This window comes from Streptomyces sp. NPDC053427 (assembly GCF_044544985.1).
GTDB lineage: Bacteria > Actinomycetota > Actinomycetes > Streptomycetales > Streptomycetaceae > Streptomyces.
This window is the reverse complement of sequence record NZ_JBITYA010000015.1, coordinates 94,167-111,978: the sequence shown is the minus strand read 5'-3', so window position 1 is coordinate 111,978 and position 17,812 is coordinate 94,167. Positions and strand designations below refer to the sequence as shown.

The 17,812-nt window shown below is 69.3% G+C and carries 20 protein-coding genes; 10 read left to right on the top strand and 10 right to left on the bottom strand.

The window, feature by feature from the left end:
* Positions 1–49 precede the first annotated feature (49 nt).
* Positions 50–1,636: a Na+/H+ antiporter gene (locus ACIGWZ_RS34625; RefSeq protein ID WP_400071130.1), complete on the top strand. Its 1,587-nt coding sequence runs from the start codon at positions 50–52 to the stop codon at positions 1,634–1,636.
* Positions 1,637–1,671: 35 nt separating this feature from the next.
* Here ACIGWZ_RS34625 and ACIGWZ_RS34620 read toward each other — a convergent pair whose 3' ends face one another.
* Together ACIGWZ_RS34620 and ACIGWZ_RS34615 are read right to left on the bottom strand one after the other, a co-directional pair.
* A complete protein-coding gene (locus ACIGWZ_RS34620; RefSeq protein WP_400071128.1) occupies positions 1,672–2,253 on the bottom strand; it encodes a hypothetical protein in 582 nt (193 codons plus the stop codon).
* A gap of 45 nt (positions 2,254–2,298) precedes the next feature.
* Positions 2,299–3,609, bottom strand: coding sequence for an MFS transporter (locus tag ACIGWZ_RS34615; RefSeq protein WP_400071126.1), 1,311 nt, complete (start codon positions 3,607–3,609; stop codon positions 2,299–2,301).
* Positions 3,610–3,691: 82 nt separating this feature from the next.
* On the opposite strand from ACIGWZ_RS34615, the gene ACIGWZ_RS34610 reads away from it, so the two are divergent.
* Entirely contained in the window at positions 3,692–4,048 is a 357-nt protein-coding gene (locus ACIGWZ_RS34610) for an ArsR/SmtB family transcription factor (protein WP_400071124.1), read from the top strand.
* A 232-nt stretch (positions 4,049–4,280) separates the two neighbouring features.
* Positions 4,281–4,784, top strand: coding sequence for an ester cyclase (locus ACIGWZ_RS34605; protein ID WP_400071122.1), 504 nt, complete (start codon positions 4,281–4,283; stop codon positions 4,782–4,784).
* Positions 4,785–4,799: 15 nt separating this feature from the next.
* Here ACIGWZ_RS34605 and ACIGWZ_RS34600 read toward each other — a convergent pair whose 3' ends face one another.
* From ACIGWZ_RS34600 to ACIGWZ_RS34590, 3 genes are read right to left on the bottom strand one after another with little or no spacing between them, the layout of a single operon-like run.
* Complete coding sequence (locus ACIGWZ_RS34600) at positions 4,800–5,150, bottom strand: UBP-type zinc finger domain-containing protein (RefSeq protein ID WP_400071120.1); 351 nt, start codon at positions 5,148–5,150, stop codon at positions 4,800–4,802.
* A complete protein-coding gene (locus ACIGWZ_RS34595; RefSeq protein WP_400071118.1) occupies positions 5,147–6,604 on the bottom strand; it encodes an ATP-binding protein in 1,458 nt (485 codons plus the stop codon). The genes ACIGWZ_RS34600 and ACIGWZ_RS34595 overlap by 4 nt, the downstream gene beginning before the upstream one ends.
* Positions 6,601–8,289, bottom strand: coding sequence for an FAD-dependent oxidoreductase (locus ACIGWZ_RS34590; RefSeq protein WP_400071375.1), 1,689 nt, complete (start codon positions 8,287–8,289; stop codon positions 6,601–6,603). Before ACIGWZ_RS34590 ends, ACIGWZ_RS34595 begins: the two co-directional genes overlap by 4 nt.
* A gap of 226 nt (positions 8,290–8,515) precedes the next feature.
* Here ACIGWZ_RS34590 and ACIGWZ_RS34585 point away from each other — a divergent pair, with 226 nt between their 5' ends.
* On the top strand, positions 8,516–8,773 hold the full coding sequence (locus ACIGWZ_RS34585) for a hypothetical protein (RefSeq protein WP_400071116.1): 258 nt from the start codon (positions 8,516–8,518) through the stop codon (positions 8,771–8,773).
* Positions 8,774–8,969: 196 nt separating this feature from the next.
* Here the strand turns inward: ACIGWZ_RS34585 and ACIGWZ_RS34580 are convergent, their stop codons facing one another.
* Both ACIGWZ_RS34580 and ACIGWZ_RS34575 read right to left on the bottom strand, forming a co-directional pair.
* Positions 8,970–9,452: a nucleoside deaminase gene (locus tag ACIGWZ_RS34580; RefSeq protein WP_400071114.1), complete on the bottom strand. Its 483-nt coding sequence runs from the start codon at positions 9,450–9,452 to the stop codon at positions 8,970–8,972.
* Entirely contained in the window at positions 9,446–10,156 is a 711-nt protein-coding gene (locus tag ACIGWZ_RS34575) for a hypothetical protein (RefSeq protein ID WP_400071112.1), read from the bottom strand. The genes ACIGWZ_RS34580 and ACIGWZ_RS34575 overlap by 7 nt, the downstream gene beginning before the upstream one ends.
* A gap of 7 nt (positions 10,157–10,163) precedes the next feature.
* On the opposite strand from ACIGWZ_RS34575, the gene ACIGWZ_RS34570 reads away from it, so the two are divergent.
* The 3 genes from ACIGWZ_RS34570 to ACIGWZ_RS34560 all read left to right on the top strand — a co-directional run bounded on the left by ACIGWZ_RS34570 (position 10,164) and on the right by ACIGWZ_RS34560 (position 11,970).
* On the top strand, positions 10,164–10,502 hold the full coding sequence (locus ACIGWZ_RS34570) for a hypothetical protein (protein WP_400071111.1): 339 nt from the start codon (positions 10,164–10,166) through the stop codon (positions 10,500–10,502).
* Complete coding sequence (locus ACIGWZ_RS34565; protein WP_400071109.1) at positions 10,499–11,044, top strand: chloramphenicol phosphotransferase CPT family protein; 546 nt, start codon at positions 10,499–10,501, stop codon at positions 11,042–11,044. The genes ACIGWZ_RS34570 and ACIGWZ_RS34565 overlap by 4 nt, the downstream gene beginning before the upstream one ends.
* Before the next feature lie 92 nt (positions 11,045–11,136).
* Positions 11,137–11,970, top strand: a complete 834-nt coding sequence (locus ACIGWZ_RS34560; protein WP_400071107.1) for an alpha/beta fold hydrolase — start codon at positions 11,137–11,139, stop codon at positions 11,968–11,970.
* 128 nt (positions 11,971–12,098) lie between these two features.
* Here ACIGWZ_RS34560 and ACIGWZ_RS34555 read toward each other — a convergent pair whose 3' ends face one another.
* The 3 genes from ACIGWZ_RS34555 to ACIGWZ_RS34545 form a co-directional block, all read right to left on the bottom strand.
* Positions 12,099–12,980 carry a GNAT family N-acetyltransferase gene (locus ACIGWZ_RS34555; RefSeq protein ID WP_400071105.1) on the bottom strand — a complete coding sequence of 294 codons (882 nt, stop codon included), beginning with the start codon at positions 12,978–12,980 and terminating at the stop codon, positions 12,099–12,101.
* A gap of 239 nt (positions 12,981–13,219) precedes the next feature.
* Positions 13,220–13,951: an SDR family oxidoreductase gene (locus tag ACIGWZ_RS34550; RefSeq protein ID WP_400071374.1), complete on the bottom strand. Its 732-nt coding sequence runs from the start codon at positions 13,949–13,951 to the stop codon at positions 13,220–13,222.
* A gap of 88 nt (positions 13,952–14,039) precedes the next feature.
* Entirely contained in the window at positions 14,040–14,255 is a 216-nt protein-coding gene (locus tag ACIGWZ_RS34545; RefSeq protein WP_400071103.1) for a hypothetical protein, read from the bottom strand.
* Between the two features lie 325 nt (positions 14,256–14,580).
* Between ACIGWZ_RS34545 and ACIGWZ_RS34540 the strand changes: the two genes are divergently transcribed.
* The 3 genes from ACIGWZ_RS34540 (at position 14,581) to ACIGWZ_RS34530 (ending at position 17,687) form a co-directional block, all read left to right on the top strand.
* Positions 14,581–15,327, top strand: a complete 747-nt coding sequence (locus ACIGWZ_RS34540) for an SAM-dependent methyltransferase (RefSeq protein ID WP_400071101.1) — start codon at positions 14,581–14,583, stop codon at positions 15,325–15,327.
* 147 nt (positions 15,328–15,474) lie between these two features.
* Positions 15,475–16,419, top strand: coding sequence for an RNA polymerase sigma-70 factor (locus tag ACIGWZ_RS34535; protein WP_400071099.1), 945 nt, complete (start codon positions 15,475–15,477; stop codon positions 16,417–16,419).
* An 80-nt stretch (positions 16,420–16,499) separates the two neighbouring features.
* Entirely contained in the window at positions 16,500–17,687 is a 1,188-nt protein-coding gene (locus tag ACIGWZ_RS34530; protein WP_400071096.1) for an NAD(P)/FAD-dependent oxidoreductase, read from the top strand.
* The last annotated feature ends 125 nt before the right edge of the window (positions 17,688–17,812 follow it).

Below are 17,812 nucleotides of genomic sequence, written 5' to 3'. Positions count from 1 at the left end.
CCGGCACGAGGGAGAGGGGCCGGCGGCCCCATCGGGAAGGCGGTGCCGAATGCGTGGCCTCGAAGTCACCGTGGTGGTGCTCGCGGCGGTGCTGACCATGACATGGCTGGCGCGCCGCCTGCGGTGGAACGAGCCGGTCATGCTGGTGGCGGGCGGCTGCCTGATCGGCCTGATCCCCCACTTCCACCGGCTCGCCCTGCCTCCCGAGGTGGTCCTGCTGCTGTTCCTGCCCCCACTGCTCTACTGGGAGTCGCTGACCACCTCGCTCCGTGAGATCCGGACGAACGTGCGCGGCATCGTGCTGCTCGCAACCGGCCTGGTGCTGGCCACCGCTGCCGCCGTGGCCGCGGTGGGGTACGCGCTGGGCCTCTCCTGGCCGCTCGCCTTCGTCCTGGGGGCCGTCGTCGCGCCCACCGATGCCCTCGCCGTGGCGACGGTCGCCCGAGGTCTGCCCCGCCGGATCCGGACCGTCCTGCGGACGGAGAGCCTCATCAACGACGGCACCGCGCTCGCCCTCTACGCCGTGGTGGTCGCCGTCGCCGTCCAGGGGGTGACCGTCACCTGGTCGGGCACCGCCGTGCGCTTCCTGCTCGCCTACGCGGGCGGTGCGGCGATCGGTGCCGCGTGCGCCGTCGTCGTGGTGGCCCTGCGCAGACGAGTGCGTGACCGCACCGCGGAAAACGCCTTGGGCGTGCTCACCCCCTTCGCCACGTATCTGCCCGCGCAGATGCTGGGCGTCTCCGGCGTCCTGGCGGTGGTCATCTGCGGTCTCGTCCTCAGTCAGGCGGATCCCAAGGTGATCAGCGCGGGCACGAGAGTGCAGATCACCTCGTTCTGGGAGGTGAGCACCTCCCTCCTCAACAGTGCTCTCTTCGTCCTGGTCGGCATCCAGACGCCCGCCATCGTCAGCGACATCGGCTCCGCCTCCCCGGGACACGCGGTCCTCACCGCCCTGCTGGTCAGCGGCGTAGTGATCGCCACTCGCCTGGTGTGGCTGTACTCGGTGCCCTACCTCCTCCGGGCCGTCGACCGCCGCCCGGTCCAGCGCACGCTGCGCTCCGGCGCCCGGCAGAGGTTCCCGCTCGCCTGGAGCGGGGTGCGCGGTGCCGTGTCGCTCGCGGCCGCACTCGCCGTCCCGGCCTCCACCGCCGCAGGCCGGCCGCTGGCGGGACACGGACTGCTGGTCTTCACCGCGGTCACCGTCATCCTGGTCACGCTGGTCCTCCAGGGGACGACCATGCCCGCAGTGATCCGCTGGTCCGGACTGCACCGCGATCCCGACGAGACCGCCGAGGAACGGCGCGCCCATCGCCGGATCATCGCCGCTGCGCTGGAAGCCCTTCCCGATCACGCCAGGCGCCTGAGAACGCCGCCGGAGACCGCCGACGCCATCCTGAGCGAACTGCGCCAGTACGCCGCCGAGGACGCGGGACCAGCGGATACCGGCGATCCCGGCGTGCGTGCCGGGCTCGAACTGCGCCGCGCCCTGATCGGTGTCAAACGCAGCGCCCTGATCCGCCTGCGGGACCAACGCAGCATCGACGACATCGTCCTGCGCCGACTGCAGTCGCTGCTGGACACCGAGGAGATCAGTATCGAGCTGGCCCTGCGTGCCTTCACCGGTCGGCTGTCGTAGCCACCGCCCAAGGGGAGGCGCTCGGTCCCGCCAACTCAAGTGCGCGGACGAGAGTGGAGGCCGGGTGGTGGATGCCCCTCGTCATGGGCTCCCGCTTCCGGATCGGCGGCAGCGGCCCGGGAGTTGGGCCGAGGAGAGGGCTGTGCCGAGGAGGCGAGCGCCTTGAGCCGCGCGGTGTGTCCGGGAAGGTGCTCGCTCGCACGGAGACGGATCAGGTCGTCCCAGGGCAACTCCTGGTCGGGGACCGGCCGGCCGTCGCGGCCGACCAGGTGCAGTTGTACGGGTGTGGCGGCGGCATGGTCGGGGATCGCTTTGATCACGGTGGTGAGGTCGGCCGCGTTGCGCCGCACCACATCGACACGCTGGGCGTGAGTCGTGGAGGCAACCAGTGAGGCGATGGCGGTGTTCTCCAAGGTGTCGCGGTTGTCGATCGTGACGGACAGTCCGGAAAGAATTCCGCGTGCTGCGGTGGCGAGCATGCGGTCGCTGAGCGCCAGGTGGGCCAGGGTCCAGTCGACCGCAGACTGCGCGTCCGCCGACAGGGGGGTGGTGTCGCCGATCGCTTCGGCTTCGGAGAGCAGGTCGGTGTAGGCGGCGTCGAGTTCGGTGGCGTCCATGGTTCTCCGGGAGGGGAGGAGGGAAGAGCGGCCGTTGGTCCGGGGTCAGTTGGCAGCGGTATCGAGGGGAGCCGACGACGCAGCGGCCGATGCGCGGCGATGCCCTCGGGCCAGGACGAGCAGCACCACCACGCAGAGCACGGCGGCCACGGCGGCGAAGCACTGTACGGCGACGAGGAGTCCGGCGACGGTGGCGAGGAAGCCGACGCCGACGACCGGCAGGCCGACGCCGAGGTAGATGACCACGTAGAAGCTGGACAGCACGTCGGCGTGGCGATCGGCGGGGGCGGCCTGGTTGACCGCGGTGAGACCGCCGAGGAACGCAAGTCCCTGGCCGGTACCGCCGATCGCGGTTGCGGCGAGCAGCAGGGACAGCGAGGACAGCCGGCCCGCGAGGGCCAGCAGCACCAGTCCGGCGGCCAGGAGGGGGAGGCCGACCAGCTCCAGGCTACGGGCCCGCTTGCCGTAGCCGGCGAGTTGGGCGAGCGCGGAGCACAGCAGCATCAGTCCCACGGCGGCGCTGCCCAGAAGCAGGTTCTTACTGCCCGAGAGAGTGGTGACGTAGGTGGGGACGAGCGTGAGAAAGAGCCCGATCACGGCGAACGCGAGAAAGCTCGCCGTCCCACTGGTCGCGAAGGTGGCGCGCATCGCGGCAGGGATCTCAGGGCGGCGGGGACGCCACCGGGTCGTTGAAGACGCCGCCGGCAGACCCGTGATGGCCACCGCCGCCGGAACCAGCAAGACGATCTCCACCGCGAACGGCAGGACATCCGGTGCCGGGGCGTACTGAGCGAGCAGCCCGGCCATCACCGGCCCGAGGCCGAGGCCGCCCACGGAAGCCACGGTGGACACCAGCGCCGCCTTGCGGCGGTTGCCGCTCGGCTCGAGTTCCGTCAGCGCCGCGGTCAGCGTCCCCGAGGCCGCGCCGAGCGCCAAGCCCTGCAGGACACGGGCGGCAAACAGCCACCCGGTGCCCGCTGCGAGGGCGAAGACCAGGGATCCCAGCGCGGCCAGTGCTGTCGCCGGCAGCAGCACACTGCGGCGGCCGACCGCATCCGACAGCGGTCCGGCCACCAGCAGGGAGGGGATCAGCGCGGCTACGTACGCGGCGAAGATCAGCGTGACGACCAGCGGGGAGAATCCAAATCTCTCCTCATAGCCCCGGTACAAGGGCGTCGGCAGGTTCGTGCCGGTCAGCAGGATCAGCAGCGCGTACGCCGTGGCCCAGAACCTCCACCGGCCTTGTGGAACGGGCGACCCGGCAAGGTCCGCATCCGGCGAGCCGGAACGCTCCGGACGTCGATCACGGCGGAGCGGCCGGCCGCGGTGCGCGGCGGCGAGTCGATCGAGAGGCATGCGTCCCTCCATTTACATGTTCGGAGTTCCCGAACATAGCAGATGTTCGGGAATTCCGAACATGGTCCGCTACTCTGGAGACATGGCCAGCCGTACCGCGACCGAACTCGTCCATCCCCACCGCACCCAACTGCGGTTCACTGCCGTGCTGGCCGCCCTGAGCGACCCGGTGCGGCTGGCCATCGTCGCCCGGCTCGCCGATGCCGAATCCGCCGTCGGATCCGACGGCGAACTGGCATGCACGACGTTTGCACTGCCGGTCAGCAAGTCCACCCAAAGCGGCCACTTCAAGGTCCTGCGGGAAGCCGGCGTGATCCACCAGAGGGACGAGGGAACCCGGCGATTGAACCGGCTGCGCCGAGACGACCTCGACGCCCGCTTCCCCGGCCTGCTCGCCCTTGCCGTCCCGCAAGGGCGCGACGTGCTTGCCGGTTGGTGACCGCAGCCGCAACGCCAACGCCGCAGGCCATGGGGCCGTTGCCTACGGGACGGCTTCAGGCCGGTCCCGCCCGTTTGACCTTGACGCGACGGCAGGGTTTCTACTGAGGGCATGCGATCCCGAGCAGGCGTCGCGCCGCCCCCCAGGTGACCCGTCGCTGTCGGCGCGAGTGCGACGTCCCTGTCTCCGTTGATCGTGGCCGCTCGATCTCCCCGAGGAGAAGGACCCCTTCATGAACACGGCCCCTGAGAAGAACCTGGCCCTGATGCACACCGCGTACAAGACGCTGCAGAGCGGTGATCTCGACGCGTGCGCCGCAATGCTGACGGAGAACTTCATCGCCAACGTCCCCGGAATGCCCGACCCGCTGCACGGGCGGGAGGTCTGGAAGCTGGGGGCTCAGGCCATGCTCGAGGCCTTCCCCGACCTGCAGATCCAGGTCGAGGACATGTTCAGCGTCGACGACAAGGTGGCGGTGCGCGTCCACTTCCGCGGCACACACCAGGGCACCTTCCAAGGGATCCGGGCGACGCAGCGGCCTGTGAGCTTCCGCAGCATCGAGCTCTACCGCCTGGAAGGAGACAAGATCGCCGAGGAGTGGGTTGCTCCTGACATGCTGAGCCTCATGGGGCAGATCTCGGCCGGTGGGGCCGGTGAAGCCCGTGAGGAAGACGCGCTCGCGCCCGATCAGGGTGTCGGTGAAGACGACGGTTCGGCGCACAGGGCCGCGAACTGAGATGTGGCGGTCCGCCTATCCCAGACGGTCGGCCCAGTCCTTCGGGACGCGTCCTGCGGGGCCGGGGGTGGGCTGATCGGCAGGGTGGCTCTCCGGGGGAGCCAGGTGGGGGCCCGAGGCGTACGTCTCCGAGGTCTCGTAGTCGTAGAACCAGGTTTCGCCCGGTTCGAAGCTGCGGATCACCGGGTGCCCGGTGGCCCGCGTATGGGCCGTCGCGTGCTTGGCGGGGGAGGAGTCGCAACAGCCGATGTGGCCGCACTGTGCGCAGCGTCGCAGGTGGAACCACCAGCCGCCGCCGGCGTCGCACTCGGCGCAGCCGGTTCCGCTGGGTGGGGCCGAGGGGTCGATTCCGTTCGGGGAACTCATGAGGTCTCCTGTGGGGGAGGGGGGTCGGCGGAGGCCAGCGGGAGGCGTACCTGGAAGCGTGTGTCGCCGGGGACGGAGTGGAACCGCAGGTCTCCCTTGTGTTTGTTGACGACGATGCGCCAGGAGATGTCCAAGCCGAGACCTGTGCCGTCACCCACCGGTTTGGTGGTGAAGAACGGGTCGAAGACCCGGTCGCGGATCTCCGCGGGGATTCCGGGACCGGTGTCGCAGAACTCGACGAGCAGATGATCGCCGTCACGCGCCGTGCGTACGGTCAAGGTGCCGTCGGTGCCGCTGCTGTTCATCGCCGAGAGGGCGTTGTCGATCAGATTCGTCCATACCTGGTTGAGCTCGCTGGGGTAGGCCGGGATCTTCGGCAGGCCGCGGTCGTAGTCCTTGACGACGGTGAGGTGGGGGCCGATCTTCGCGGAGACCATCAGCAGGGTGCTGTCCAGCAGTTCATGCACGTCAGCGACCTGGTGAGGCGCTCGATCGAGTTGCGAGTACTGCTTCGCCGCGGTGACGAGGGCCGAGACGCGGGTGGTCGAATCCTCGATCTCGTTCATCAACAGTTCGGTTTCGACGGTGTAGCCGAGCCACCGCACGGCACCTTCGAGGGTGTCCGCGTCCACCGCCGCGGCGATCTGGTCCAGCCAGTCGGTGTCGAGGCCGGCCTGTACGAAGGTCGGCGCGAGCTGCCATCCGTCCCCGATGCCGTGGTCGTCCAGCCAGTCGGAGAGGGTGTCCTCCCGGTCCGAGGCTTCCAACGGACTCAGGCCGGGGGCCTTGGCGACGCGTTCGGCCGTGCGGTCCTGCACGTTGATGAGCGCCTCCAGGCTGTCGCGCCGGTACGAGCGTGCCGCGATGACGCCGAGCTTGTGGCGCATCTCGGTCACACGATCGCGGAGCGCGGACGTTGCTCGCACGGCCGCGGTGGCGGGGTTGTTCAGCTCATGGGTCAGCCCGGCGGACAGCGACCCGAGAGCCAGGAGCCGTTCTCGCTGGCCGACGGCCTCCTGGGTGCTCTTTGCGCCGAAGAAGAGCCCTTCGAGCAAGTGCACGGCCATGGGAAACCACTCGCGCATGATCGCGGCAAAGGTCTCCGCGGGCAGCACGAAGAAGCGCGTGGGCTCGATGACCCGCAGGGAGCTGTTGTACACCTGCCGCAGGCGGTCACCCAGGTAGGCCTGGAAGGCTCCCGCGTACACGCCGCGGTCGGAACTCCGGTTGATCTCCACGTCGTACTCCCCGATCCGGCGCGAGAGAACGAGGGTCCCTTCGAGCAGCACGTAGAAGCACGTGGCGTCCTCGCCCTCCCCGTACACGGTGCCGGGTTCGAACTCCTCCACGCGGCCGTCGCGGCAGAGCCGGTCGATCTGGTCGGGGGTCAGCTTCTCGAACAGGAACAGCGTGCCGAGCTCCTCCCGGCGGCACGGCATCGGCCGGCCGTTCATGACTGCTCCAGATATCGGTGGGCGAGCATGACCGCCATGGCTCCCTCTCCTACTGCGGAGGCGACACGCTTGGCGGACTCGGCGCGGGCATCCCCGGCCACGAACACGCCCGGGACGTTGGTTTCCAAGTGGTAGGGCGGCCGGTCCAGCTCCCAGCCGGCCGGCGGGCGGCCGTCCGCGGTCAGATCGGGGCCGGTCAGGATGAACCCGCGGGAGTCCCGGAGCACCGTGCCCTCCAGCCAGTCGGTCAGCGGCGCCGCGCCGATGAAGACGAACAGCCAGTGGGCATCGACGAGTTCGGTGTCGCCGGTCGCGGTGTTGCGCAGGGTGATCTGTTCCAGTTGACGCGAGCCGTGGGCGGCGTCGACGACCGAGTTGGTGCGTACGGAGATCGTGGGCGTCTCGTCCACCTGCTGGATGAGGTAGTGCGACATCGACGTGGACAAGGACGGCTTACGCACCAGTATGGTGACCGACTTGGCGCTCCGGGCCAGGTATATCGCGGCCTGACCTGCGGAGTTCGCGCCGCCGACGATGTAGACGTCATGGCCTTGGCAGGCGGCCGCTTCGGTCAGGGCCGAGCCGTAGAACACTCCGCAGCCGGTCAGCTCGGTCACATGGGGTGCATCCAGTTGCCGGTACGACACGCCGGTCGCGAGAATCACGGCGTGCGCGGCGACGGCGGACCCGTCCGAGAACCGGACGACGCGCGACGCGCCGTTGATCTCCAGCCCGGTGACCTCGCGCGCGGTCAGTATCTCGGCACCGAACTTCGCTGCCTGACGCCGGGCCCGGTCGGTGAGCTGTGCCCCGGACACTCCGTCCGGAAAGCCGAGGTAGTTCTCGATGCGCGAGCTCTGGCCCGCCTGGCCTCCGGTCGCGGACCGTTCCACGAGGACGGTCCTCAGGCCCTCGGAGGCCCCGTACACCGCCGCACCCAGACCGGCCGGTCCGCCGCCGATGACGACGAGGTCGTAGAAGTCGGTTGCCGGGGTCGTCGCGAGGCCGACCCGGGTGGCGAGCTCGCGATCCTCGGGCTCGATGAGGGCCGTGCCGTCCGGAGTGATCACCAGCGGGAGCCGCAGGCCGTCCTGGCCCGCGGCGCACAGCAGCCGCCGGCCTTCCGGATCGTCGGACGAGTACCAGCGGTACGGCACCTGGTTGCGGGCCAAGAACTCCCGTACGGCCGACGAACGCGCCGACCAGCGGTGTCCGACGACCTTGGTGACGGCCACCGGACCGCGGTCGGTGGCCCGCCAGGCCTGCAGCAGATCATCGAGGACGGGGTAGAGCTTCTCCTCGGGCGGCTCCCAGGGCTTGAGGAGGTAGTGGTCGAGGTCGACCACATTGATCGCGTCGATGGCCGCGTTGGTGTCCGCGTACGCGGTCAGCAGGACCCGCCGGGCGTCGGGGTAGACGTCGAGAGCCTGCTCGAGGAACTCGATGCCGTTCATCTTCGGCATCCGGTAGTCCGCCACGATCACCGCGACGGGGCCGCCGCGCAGCTTCAGCTCGCGCAGGGCGGCGAGGGCGGACTCGCCGGACTCCGCCCGTACGATCCGGTACGACGCACCGTAGCGTCGCCGCAGATCGCGGGCGACAGCGCGCGACACGCCCGGGTCGTCATCCACAGTCAGGATGACGGTCCGCACCGGACCGGCGGCCGGACTGGCGGCCTGATCCATAGGGTCCACAGGCATCCCGTCCCCGGGTCGTTCGCCCTTCCGCACCGCCCTGACGCGCTCGTCCGACACGCCGGTAAGTCGATACGTCGGCAATGTCCATCCTAGGCGTGACCGTCATCCTTTGCCGCCCAAGATCAGGAGACCGGCTCCCTGCCGATTACCGCCGGGGTGCTCCAGCCGCGCGCCTGCCCCATGACTCGTGCCGCAGGCACTTAAATATCGGAGCGTGACTAAAGAGCCGCAGCGCTTCACGATCTTGTTGGTCCCCGAACATGTCGAGGACAGGGGCGGTGCCTCCGTGGAGGACTCAGCCGTACGATCGGCGGTCGTCGAGGCTACGGGTGAGACGGGCGCCTCGGGCTACCCCCGCTACGCCGGGCACGGGATCGTGGCCGACATCGACCCCCGCACGCGCACGGTCGAGGCGCTGCTCGTCGACGGCGCAGAGCTGGACTACGGGGTGACCGCCTTGGTCACTTCCTGAAGCGCATGGGCAGCTTTGACCCCGGCTCGACCTTTTTCATGGGGCATGAGACCGTCCGGCTGTGCCAGAGACGATGAGTGGGTTGCCGGCGGCCTTGGCCGAGGCGTTGTCTCCTTCGTGGTCGCACCGTGTCCGTGCCGGGCGTGACCTTGCTTCCTTCGCTGATGTTCCTGAGGCCGCGGCCGTGATGCTGCGCTCAGGGTGCTGCGCGGTGAAAGCGGCGGTGCAGGTCGCGTACCTGCTCCGCGAGGCCGGGAACCGGGCCCTCCACTGCGAGGTCAGGGACGATCTCCTGGATCGGCAGGGCCCGCACCGGAGCCGCGGGAACCCCCAACTCGGACAGCCAGGCCACCAGTTGCTCGGCGGAACTCGCGTACACAATGCGACCCAGTCCGACCCAGCCGTGCGCGGCGGCGCACATCGGGCAGTGCTCACCGGAGGTGAAGACGGTCGCCGCCGCTCGTTCCTCGGGGGACATGTGCGCCGCGGCCCAGCGGGCCAGCTCGAACTCCGGATGGCGGGTCCGGTCGCCGGAAGCCACACGGTTGTGGTCCTCGGCAAGGACGGTCCCGTCCGCGGCGACGAGCACGGAGCCGAACGGCTCGTCGCCCGCTTCCAGGGCCTCGTTGGCCAGTTCCACGCAGCGGCGCAGGTGCCGCAGCTCAGTCTCGTTCACCATGATTCCCCCAGTATGTGATCGTCACCGGATGCTCGCCCCTCGACCCGCTGGCGCCGGCCACAGGTGTTGGCCGTGTCGCTCGGCAGTGGTGCGCTGATGGCCAGGTCCTTGTCGAGTTTGGTCACCAGGTCCATGGCCAGGGACGGAACGTGGGAAGCGGCCCATTGCTCGGTGAGAGAGAGGAAGCCGTGCATTCCGTCGCGCACGGACTGCAGTATTCCCGCCAGGTCACCGACCGGGATCTCGAGGGGACGCGTTGACGGAGCCGTTACCGCGTCTCCGCCGTCGGGCCACAGCCGGATGACCGTGTCGGCATGCTCGATCCTTGGCGAGGGGTCGTGGCCGAGCCACGGCGTTTCTCCCGTCAGGACATCGAACCACTCGCGCCAGTCCTCCAGACCGCAGCAGCACCCCGGGCTCACCGTGATGCCGATGTCGGTGTGGTGGAAGCGCAGACCGCCCGGCGCGATGACTTTCTCCGCTTCCAGCAGGCGACGAATCTGCTCGTCGGCATCTGTCACTGGACGGTCGTCGCCGGACGCCCGGGAGTTGTAGTCGGTCAGGGTCGCCAGTGCGGTGCCGAGTTCGAGCAGGGACATGCGGGGGGACAGAGCCAGGGGTCGGTAGGGAGGCAGGTCGGCCACGGGCCAAAAGGAGAAGTCGGCGGTGTCCACGGTTTCCAGTACAGCATCCACGATCAGCATTGCTTCAGTGTCGCTTCGCGAGGCCCAAATCGCCTGGCTGTTTCGGGCAGGGCCATGTTGCCCGGAGAACGCCCTTGCGGCGGCGAGCGAAGCCGGCACGGCCGAACAGCTGCCGCCTGAGGGCATGTTCACGTCCACCGACAGCACCACGACGCGTGCCCGGGAAACGGAGCTGGAAGCAGACGGTGATCTGTCGAAGTTCTCGCCGACGGGCGATGATGATCAGCCTGCACTGGTGGTGGCGAAGGAGGCGGAATGTCCGGGGTCGGCGAGAACGATGGGCCTGAATCGGCTGAGAGCGGTGTTGGCCCTGTTCAGCCCCACTGGGGGCGGATCATCTTCTTGAACGGGACGTCCAGCTCGGGCAAGTCCAGCATTGCCGAGGAACTGCTGCAGCTCCTGGACGGGCCCTGCTTTCACATGCCCGTGGACGCCTTCCACGCGATGCGATCTCGCCGGGAGGTCGGTCCCGAGGAGCTGCCCGAGATTCTGCGGCGGACGTGGAGGGGCTTTCACCGGGCGGTCGCTGGTATGGCCGCGGCCGGCAACAACGTGGTGGTGGATCATGTGCTGAGCGAGGAGTGGCGTCTCCTGGATTGCCTGGAACTCTTCAGCGCCAGGGATGTCGTGCTGGTCGGCGTGCGATGTTCGCTGGACGAACTGGAACGGCGCGAGCACGTGCGCGGGGACCGGCCGGCGGGCCTCGCGGCCCGGCAATTCCCACGTGTCCATGCGCACGGCCTGTACGACTTCGAGTGCGATACGACCAGCGCCAGTGCTCGGGACTGCGCCCGGCAGATCAGCACCTTCCTGCCGCAACGACCGCGTCCCACCGCGTTCGAGCAGCTCCGGACGAAACTGCGGCCCGACCTGCCGGCCGTCGACTGATCGGCAAGGCGTGCCGGTCGACGGTGCCGTCCCGACCGAATCCGGCATGATCACCCCCTGGGCCGGAGGCACCACCGAGAGGAACGACGTCCGTGAGTGAATGGCAGCTGACCGAGACCTTCCGCAGCACCTCCGGCGACGTTCGCTGGCACCGCCTCGGACAACCCGGCCGGCATCCGGTCGTCCTCCTCCACGGCACCCCCTTCTCCTCGTACGTCTGGCGCGCCGTCGCCCGCTCCCTCGCCCGCCGTCACCAGGTGTTCGTATGGGACATGCCCGGTTACGGGGCATCGGAGAAGTCCGCCGGCCAGGATGTCTCCCTGGCTGCCCAGGGCAGGGTCTTCACCGAACTACTGGCGCACTGGGGACTGGCAGAACCGCTGGTGGTCGCCCACGACTTCGGCGGCGCCGTCTCCTTGCGGGCACATCTGCTGCACGATGCCCGCTACCGCGCCCTCGCCTTGGTCGACCCGGTAGCGCTGGCACCGTGGGGATCCCCGTTCTTTCGGCTCGTCGGCGAGCACTCCGAGGTGTTCGAGCAGCTGCCGTCCGCGCTGCACCACGCCCTGGTGCGCGAGTACGTGAGTTCGGCCAGCAGCCCCGGACTGCACCCGGCAGTCCTCGACCGGCTCGTCGAGCCCTGGCTCGGCGAACGCGGCCAGGCCGCCTTCTACCGGCAGATCGCCCAGGCCGACCAGCGCTACACCGACGAGGTGCAGGACCGGTACGGCGAGATCGCCATCCCGACGCTGGTGTGCTGGGGCCACGACGACACCTGGATTCCCGTGGCGAAGGGACGGGAGCTCGCCGCCCGCATCCCGGGCGCGCGACTCGAGCCCATCGCCGGTGCGGGCCACCTCGTTCAAGAGGACGCACCCGCCGAACTCACGGCCGCTCTCCTCGCCTTCCTCCAAGACCCGCGCTAACCGGCAGATCTGCCGCAACACCCCGGCCCTGGGCAGCGCCCACCTCGCGAAAGCGCGAGGTGGGCAACGCCAGGCCGGAGCGCGCCGTTGCGAGGTGACGGCGCGTCCCCGGGCGGCGGCCGACGTGTCTACAGATCGAGCTGGTACCGAAGCGAGGTGTGCGTGGGCGCGTAGCCGAACGCGTCATTGATGGCGCGCATGGGCCGATTGCTCGCGGCGGTGTCTGTCAGCAGGCCGTCGAGAAGCGGGTGGTACTCGATGGCCTGCCGGATCGCCTCGGCCTTCATCCATCGGCCGAGGCCGAGCCCGCGATGTTCGGGCAGGACGCCGGTGCCGTAGTGCTGGCCGTCACCCCTGCGGCTACCGGGCACGACAAGCTCGGTGAACCCGACGATCGCACCGTCCGCCACTCTGACGGCGGCGACCGTGTGCAGGAGGTCGCCCCGCTTCTCGACGGCCCGAGCTACCGATCGAACCCGGTCCACATCCCAGGTCACCGTGCCGTAGTCGGCGTCATCCATCGGCATGTCGTCCATGGCTCGCCGCGAGGCCGCGAAGGTCTCCGCGAGTTCGTCGGGGACGGTGCCGTCCCACGACTCCAGCCGGAAGCCGGGATGGCGCTGTCGGACGATCTCCTTGAGGGCAGCGGTGTCCACCCGCGCCAGCGCGAGCCGGGTGAAGACCATGGTCTGGACCGTGCGAAAGCCCAGTGCCGAGAGGAACAGGTCGCCGGGCGAGTCCGCTTCGACCTGGGCTGTGACGCAGCGTCGGCCTTCGGCGCCGGCGGTGGCCACGGCCGCCGCCAGCAGTTGAGAGCCGGTGCCGTTGCGCCGCTCGGCCGGATGGACGGTGAGTTCGAGTTCGGCCAGGTGATCCTGGCCGGGCGAGGTGAACAGGCGCAGGAAGGCCGATCCGACGGGAGTCCCGGTGGGCCCGGACGCCAGCCAGGCCAGGCGGTGGCTGGACGCGGTGCGGTCGGGGTCGGTCAGCTTGGTGATGCGTATCGACAAGGTGTCTCCGTCTTGAGGGAGTAGCAGGTGGCAGAGCATGGATTCTGGTGGTGACGGTTCCTGCGCATGTGCTGCACACCTCCAAGTCTCCTCGTCGACGCTCCTTGTCGACGGCGCCGGTCCACATGTGGGCGGCCCGGCGAAGCTATCTGTTGTGCCCCGTCGGCTGCAATGGATTTCATGGCTGCGCGCCCTCGGTCCGAACGCCACGCCTCGTCCGTCGATGTTCTGTCCACCCGTCAGGGGGCCTGCTCGAAGTGGAACGACTTGATGAAACAGTCCCGGGGCTGCCTGAGGGCGAAGAACACGCATTCCGCGACGGAGTGGGCCGTAAGCATGTCGCCGGAGCCTCGCGGCGTGCTCTCCCACTGCGAGGACAGCGGATCCGGGTTGCAGAAGTCCGGCGGGTAGAGCGAGATGACCCGCACTCCTTGGGGCCGCAGCCGCTTGGAGAGGATGTCGGCGAAGCCGGCCTGTGCGCTCTTTGCGGCGTAGAAAGCATCATGCGCGTGGGAGCGGTGGTGGCCCGGCAGCCCGGCAGCGGAGATCATGTTGACCACGTCCGGTCTTTCGGACGTGAGCAGTAGCGGCAGGAGATGCTTCACCATCAGGACGGTGCCGGTGGCTCCGGCGCCGATCGTGTCGATCACGTCCTCGTCACTGGCGGACAGGAGATCCTGCCCCTCCAGCCAGCGGGCGCCGTTGTTGACCAGTACGTCCACCCGGTCGGTGCACTGCGCCACGTCAGCGGCGAAGTGCCGGATCGAGGCGGCTTCAGCGAGGTCGCACGCGAAGGCGTGCACCTTCTCGTGGCCGAGGTCACGTATCTCGCCCGCCACGCGTCGCGACGCCTCCAGACTGCGGGAGGACACAAAGACCTCAGCACCCTGCTGAGCGAAACGGATGGCGAGAGTCCGGCCGAAGTCGCGGGAGGCGCCCGTGATGACGACACATTGCTGTTCGAAGCTCATGTGCATGCCTGCTGCCCCTGGAGTGTCATGGCTGACCTGCAATTACTGTCTAGGAGGTGAAACGGCGGTCAGGTGGTGCGGACGGCAGTCAGGTGGTGCAGTCCCTCGCGACCTTCAGGCCGAGACCGATCATGGCCACGCCGCCCGCGCGCTCGGCGAGCGCCAGCCGCCGTGGGGAGCGGCCGAACCAGTCCCGTGTGGCCGAGGCCGTCAGCCCCCACGCGCAGTCGCACGACAGGGCCGGCGGGGTGCCGGTCAGCCCGAGTAGCAGCATCTGGCCCACGACTTGGTGAAGACCAGGCACCTCGACATCATCACAACCCGACCCCGGAGAGGGAACACAGACCTTCGGCCTAGGACTTCCGACCTCGAGTCCTTCTCGTTCGAGGCGCGGTGTGGGCCCATGGCGAGGAGATCAACTCCTCGCCGTGCTCAACTTGCAGCGCACGGGGGGCCTTGCGGTAAGTGCCGGGTGGTGTCGCAGAATCGTCGGCCATGGCCCGGAAGTCGGGCCGGAAACCATGGGACGGAACAGCGGTGGACGCGAAGCCGCTGCTCGATGCGATCGGTTGAACCTGCCGCCCGGCGGGCCGCATCGCCCCTCCAAGACCACTATGTGAGGAATTCCAGTGCCTTTTGCATCCGGGTTCGCCTCGGAATCCCACCTGTCATTCCACGGCCCGCTCTCCACCGAACGTGCCGACCGTCTCGCCGCCGAGCTTGCCGCCCGCAACCCCGTCACCGTTGTCGACTACGGCTGCGGTTGGGGCGAATTGCTGCTGCGGATTCTGGACGTCGCACGCGGTACACGCGGTGTCGGGATCGACGTCCGCGGCCCCGATATCGCGCGTGGCCGGGACAACGCCGCGAATCGAGGACTGGCCGATCGGGTCGACTTCATCGAGGGCTCGGCGACCGACCACTCCGGCGCGGCCGACGTCGTCATCAACTGCGGCGCCTACCAGGCGTTCGGCGCGGTCCCCGAGGCGCTCACGGCATTGCGCCGGCTGGTGAACCCCGGCGGCGTGCTGCTGTTCGGCGCCGACTACTGGGAGCGGACGCCGAGCGAGCAACAGCTGGCGCACATGTGGCCGGGAACGACCGTCGACGAGTGCTTCCACCTGCCCGATCTGGTCGATGTGGCGATCGCCGCGGGCTTCCGCCCGCTGCGCATCCAAACGGCGACGCGCGACGAACTGGAGGAGTTCGAGTCCGGATACGCCGCCGGAGCCGAGGAGTGGCTGCTCGCCAACCGGGACCATCCCGAGGCCGAACAGGTACGGACCCGGCTCGACGACCATCGGTCGATCTGGTTGCGAGGGCTTCGCGACGTGTGGGGCTTCGCCTATCTCACCCTCGGCGTGCCCGGCTCCTGAGTCGGATCGGGCGACGGCGGCCTTGTCGAGGGTTCCGGCGACCCGGCCGAGGACCTGGCGAACGGGGTGTCGCACGCAGCGCATCCAGCGCTGCGCCGATCACGGCGAGGGTGGACGTGGCCTGAGCACATAGCCGATCCTGGGCCGATGTCGCTCAGTACGCACGAGGCCGATCTGTTCGAGAGCTCCAGGGGGCGCCTGGAGGCGATTGCCTACCGGCTCCTCGGGTCGGCCGGTGATGCCGAGGATGCTGTGCAGGATGCGTTTCTGCGGTGGCATGCGGCGGACCGGGAACGCATCGAGACGCCCGAGGCGTGGCTGACGAAGGTGCTCACCAATCTCTGTCTCAATCAGCTCACTTCGGCGCGGGTCCGGCGGGAAACGTACGTGGGTCAGTGGCTGCCGGAGCCGGTTCTGGCCGGGGACCGGATGCTCGGTCCGGCCGACACCGCCGAGCAGCGCGAGTCGGTCTCCCTCGCGATGCTCACCCTCATGGAGCGGCTGTCGCCCAATGAGCGTGTGGTGTACGTGCTGCGCGAGGCGTTCGGGTATCCGCACCGAGAGATCGCGGAGATCCTCGACCTCACCGAGGCGAACTGCCAGCAGATCTACCGGCGTGCCAAGCAGCACGTCACGACCGACCGGGCCCGCACCGAGGTCGATGCGGCTGCCGCGGAGAAGATCGTCAAGGAATTCCTTGCCGCGGCCCTCAGCGGCGACACCGAGCCGCTGATCCGGCTGCTCGCCGACGATGCGGTCAGCGTGGCCGACGGCGGTGGCCGGATTCCGGCCCGCAGGACCCCGCTCATCGGCGCGCTCGGTATCGCGCGATACCTCCGCCGTCTGTTCCAGCAGACCGATGCCAAGCGAGCGCTTGCCGGTGGCAGCGCGGCCCTCCATGCCGCCGTCGTCAACGGCGGTCCCGCTGTGCTGGTCGAGGTCGGCGAGCGGGTCGTCGGCGTCATCTGCCTCGACGCGACCTCCGACCGCGTCGAGGCGCTCCATCTCCAGGTCAACCCCGACAAATTGGAACGCATCACGCGCCAGTGGGCGGCCGCCGGCCCGCATCGCCCCCTCGCGGAGATGTGGTGACCCACCTCACATGCGTTTCCTGTCAGGGAAGGCGCGGCTGTGCGGTTCAGGAGGTGAACACAGCCAGATAGGAGCGAGCCATGAAGCACCGCATTGTCGTCCTCGGAGCCGGGTACGCAGGAGCCGTCACCGCAGGTCGCCTCGCCAGGCGGCTGCACCGCGACGATGTCGAGATCACTCTGGTCAACGGCGACCCCGAGTTCGTCGAGCGGGTGCGTCTGCACCAGCTCGCGAGCGGACAGGACCTTCCCCATCGCCCGCTGCGCGACGTCTACGCGGGCACCGGCGTGCAGGTCCGGCCGGCGTGGGTCACCGCGGTCGATGTGGACCGCAAGACCGTCGCTCTCACCGGCGAGCACGGCGCCGAGACCCGCTACGACACCCTCGTATACGCCCTCGGGAGCACCCTCGCCGACCATGGAGTCCCAGGCGTCGCCGAGTACGCCCACAACGTCGCCGGGAAGCAGGCCGCGCTGCGGCTGCGGGCGCGCCTGGACGAGTTGCGGCCGGGTGGGACCGTACTGATCGCGGGCGGCGGCCTGACCGGTATCGAAGCGGCCACCGAGATCGCCGAGGCGCACCCGGACCTCGAGGTCGCCATCGCCGCCCGCGGCGCCGTCGGCGACTGGCTCAGTGACAAGGCCCAGCGCCACCTGCGTGGCGTCTTCGACCGGCTCGGCATCACGGTCCACGAGCACGCTGACATCACACGCGTCGAAGCGAACAGGGTGGTCACCGGTGCGGCCGGCGAGATCCCGGCCCAAGTGACCGTGTGGACCGCGGGGTTCACCGTGCACCCGATCGCGGCCGCCACCACCCTGGAGGTGTCCGACACCGGGCGGATCGTCGTCGACGGCACCATGCGCTCGGTCTCACACCCCGATGTGTACGCCGTCGGCGACGCCGCGCTCGCCGAAGGAGCGGGCGGCAAGCCGCTGCGGATGGCCTGCGCCACGGCGAACCCGATGGCGTGGCTGGCCGCCGACGCCCTCGCCGCGCGCCTGACGGGTCGCAAGGTTCCCGAGACCACGATCGGCTACGCCGTCCAGTGCATCAGCCTCGGACGCCGCGATGGAATCGTCCAGCGCGTGACCCACGACGATCAGGTCACCTCCACCGTCATCAGGGGCCGGACCGCCGCCCGCATCAAGGAGTTCATCTGTGCGGCCACGGCCTGGGGCATCTCCCACCCGACCAACATGCTGCCGAGCCGCCCCCGCCGTCTCGTGGCAACCGACGAGGAGGAGACCCGCTTCGCCACCCGGTGACGCGGCCGGCTGATCGCGGGCAGCGCTTTGGCGCCGACCCGCGATCACGCCGTGGCTGAGCAGTCGGAGAACCGTCGGTACTCGACGCATCATCAGGCGGCGGTCGACGCCGAAACCCGGCTGGT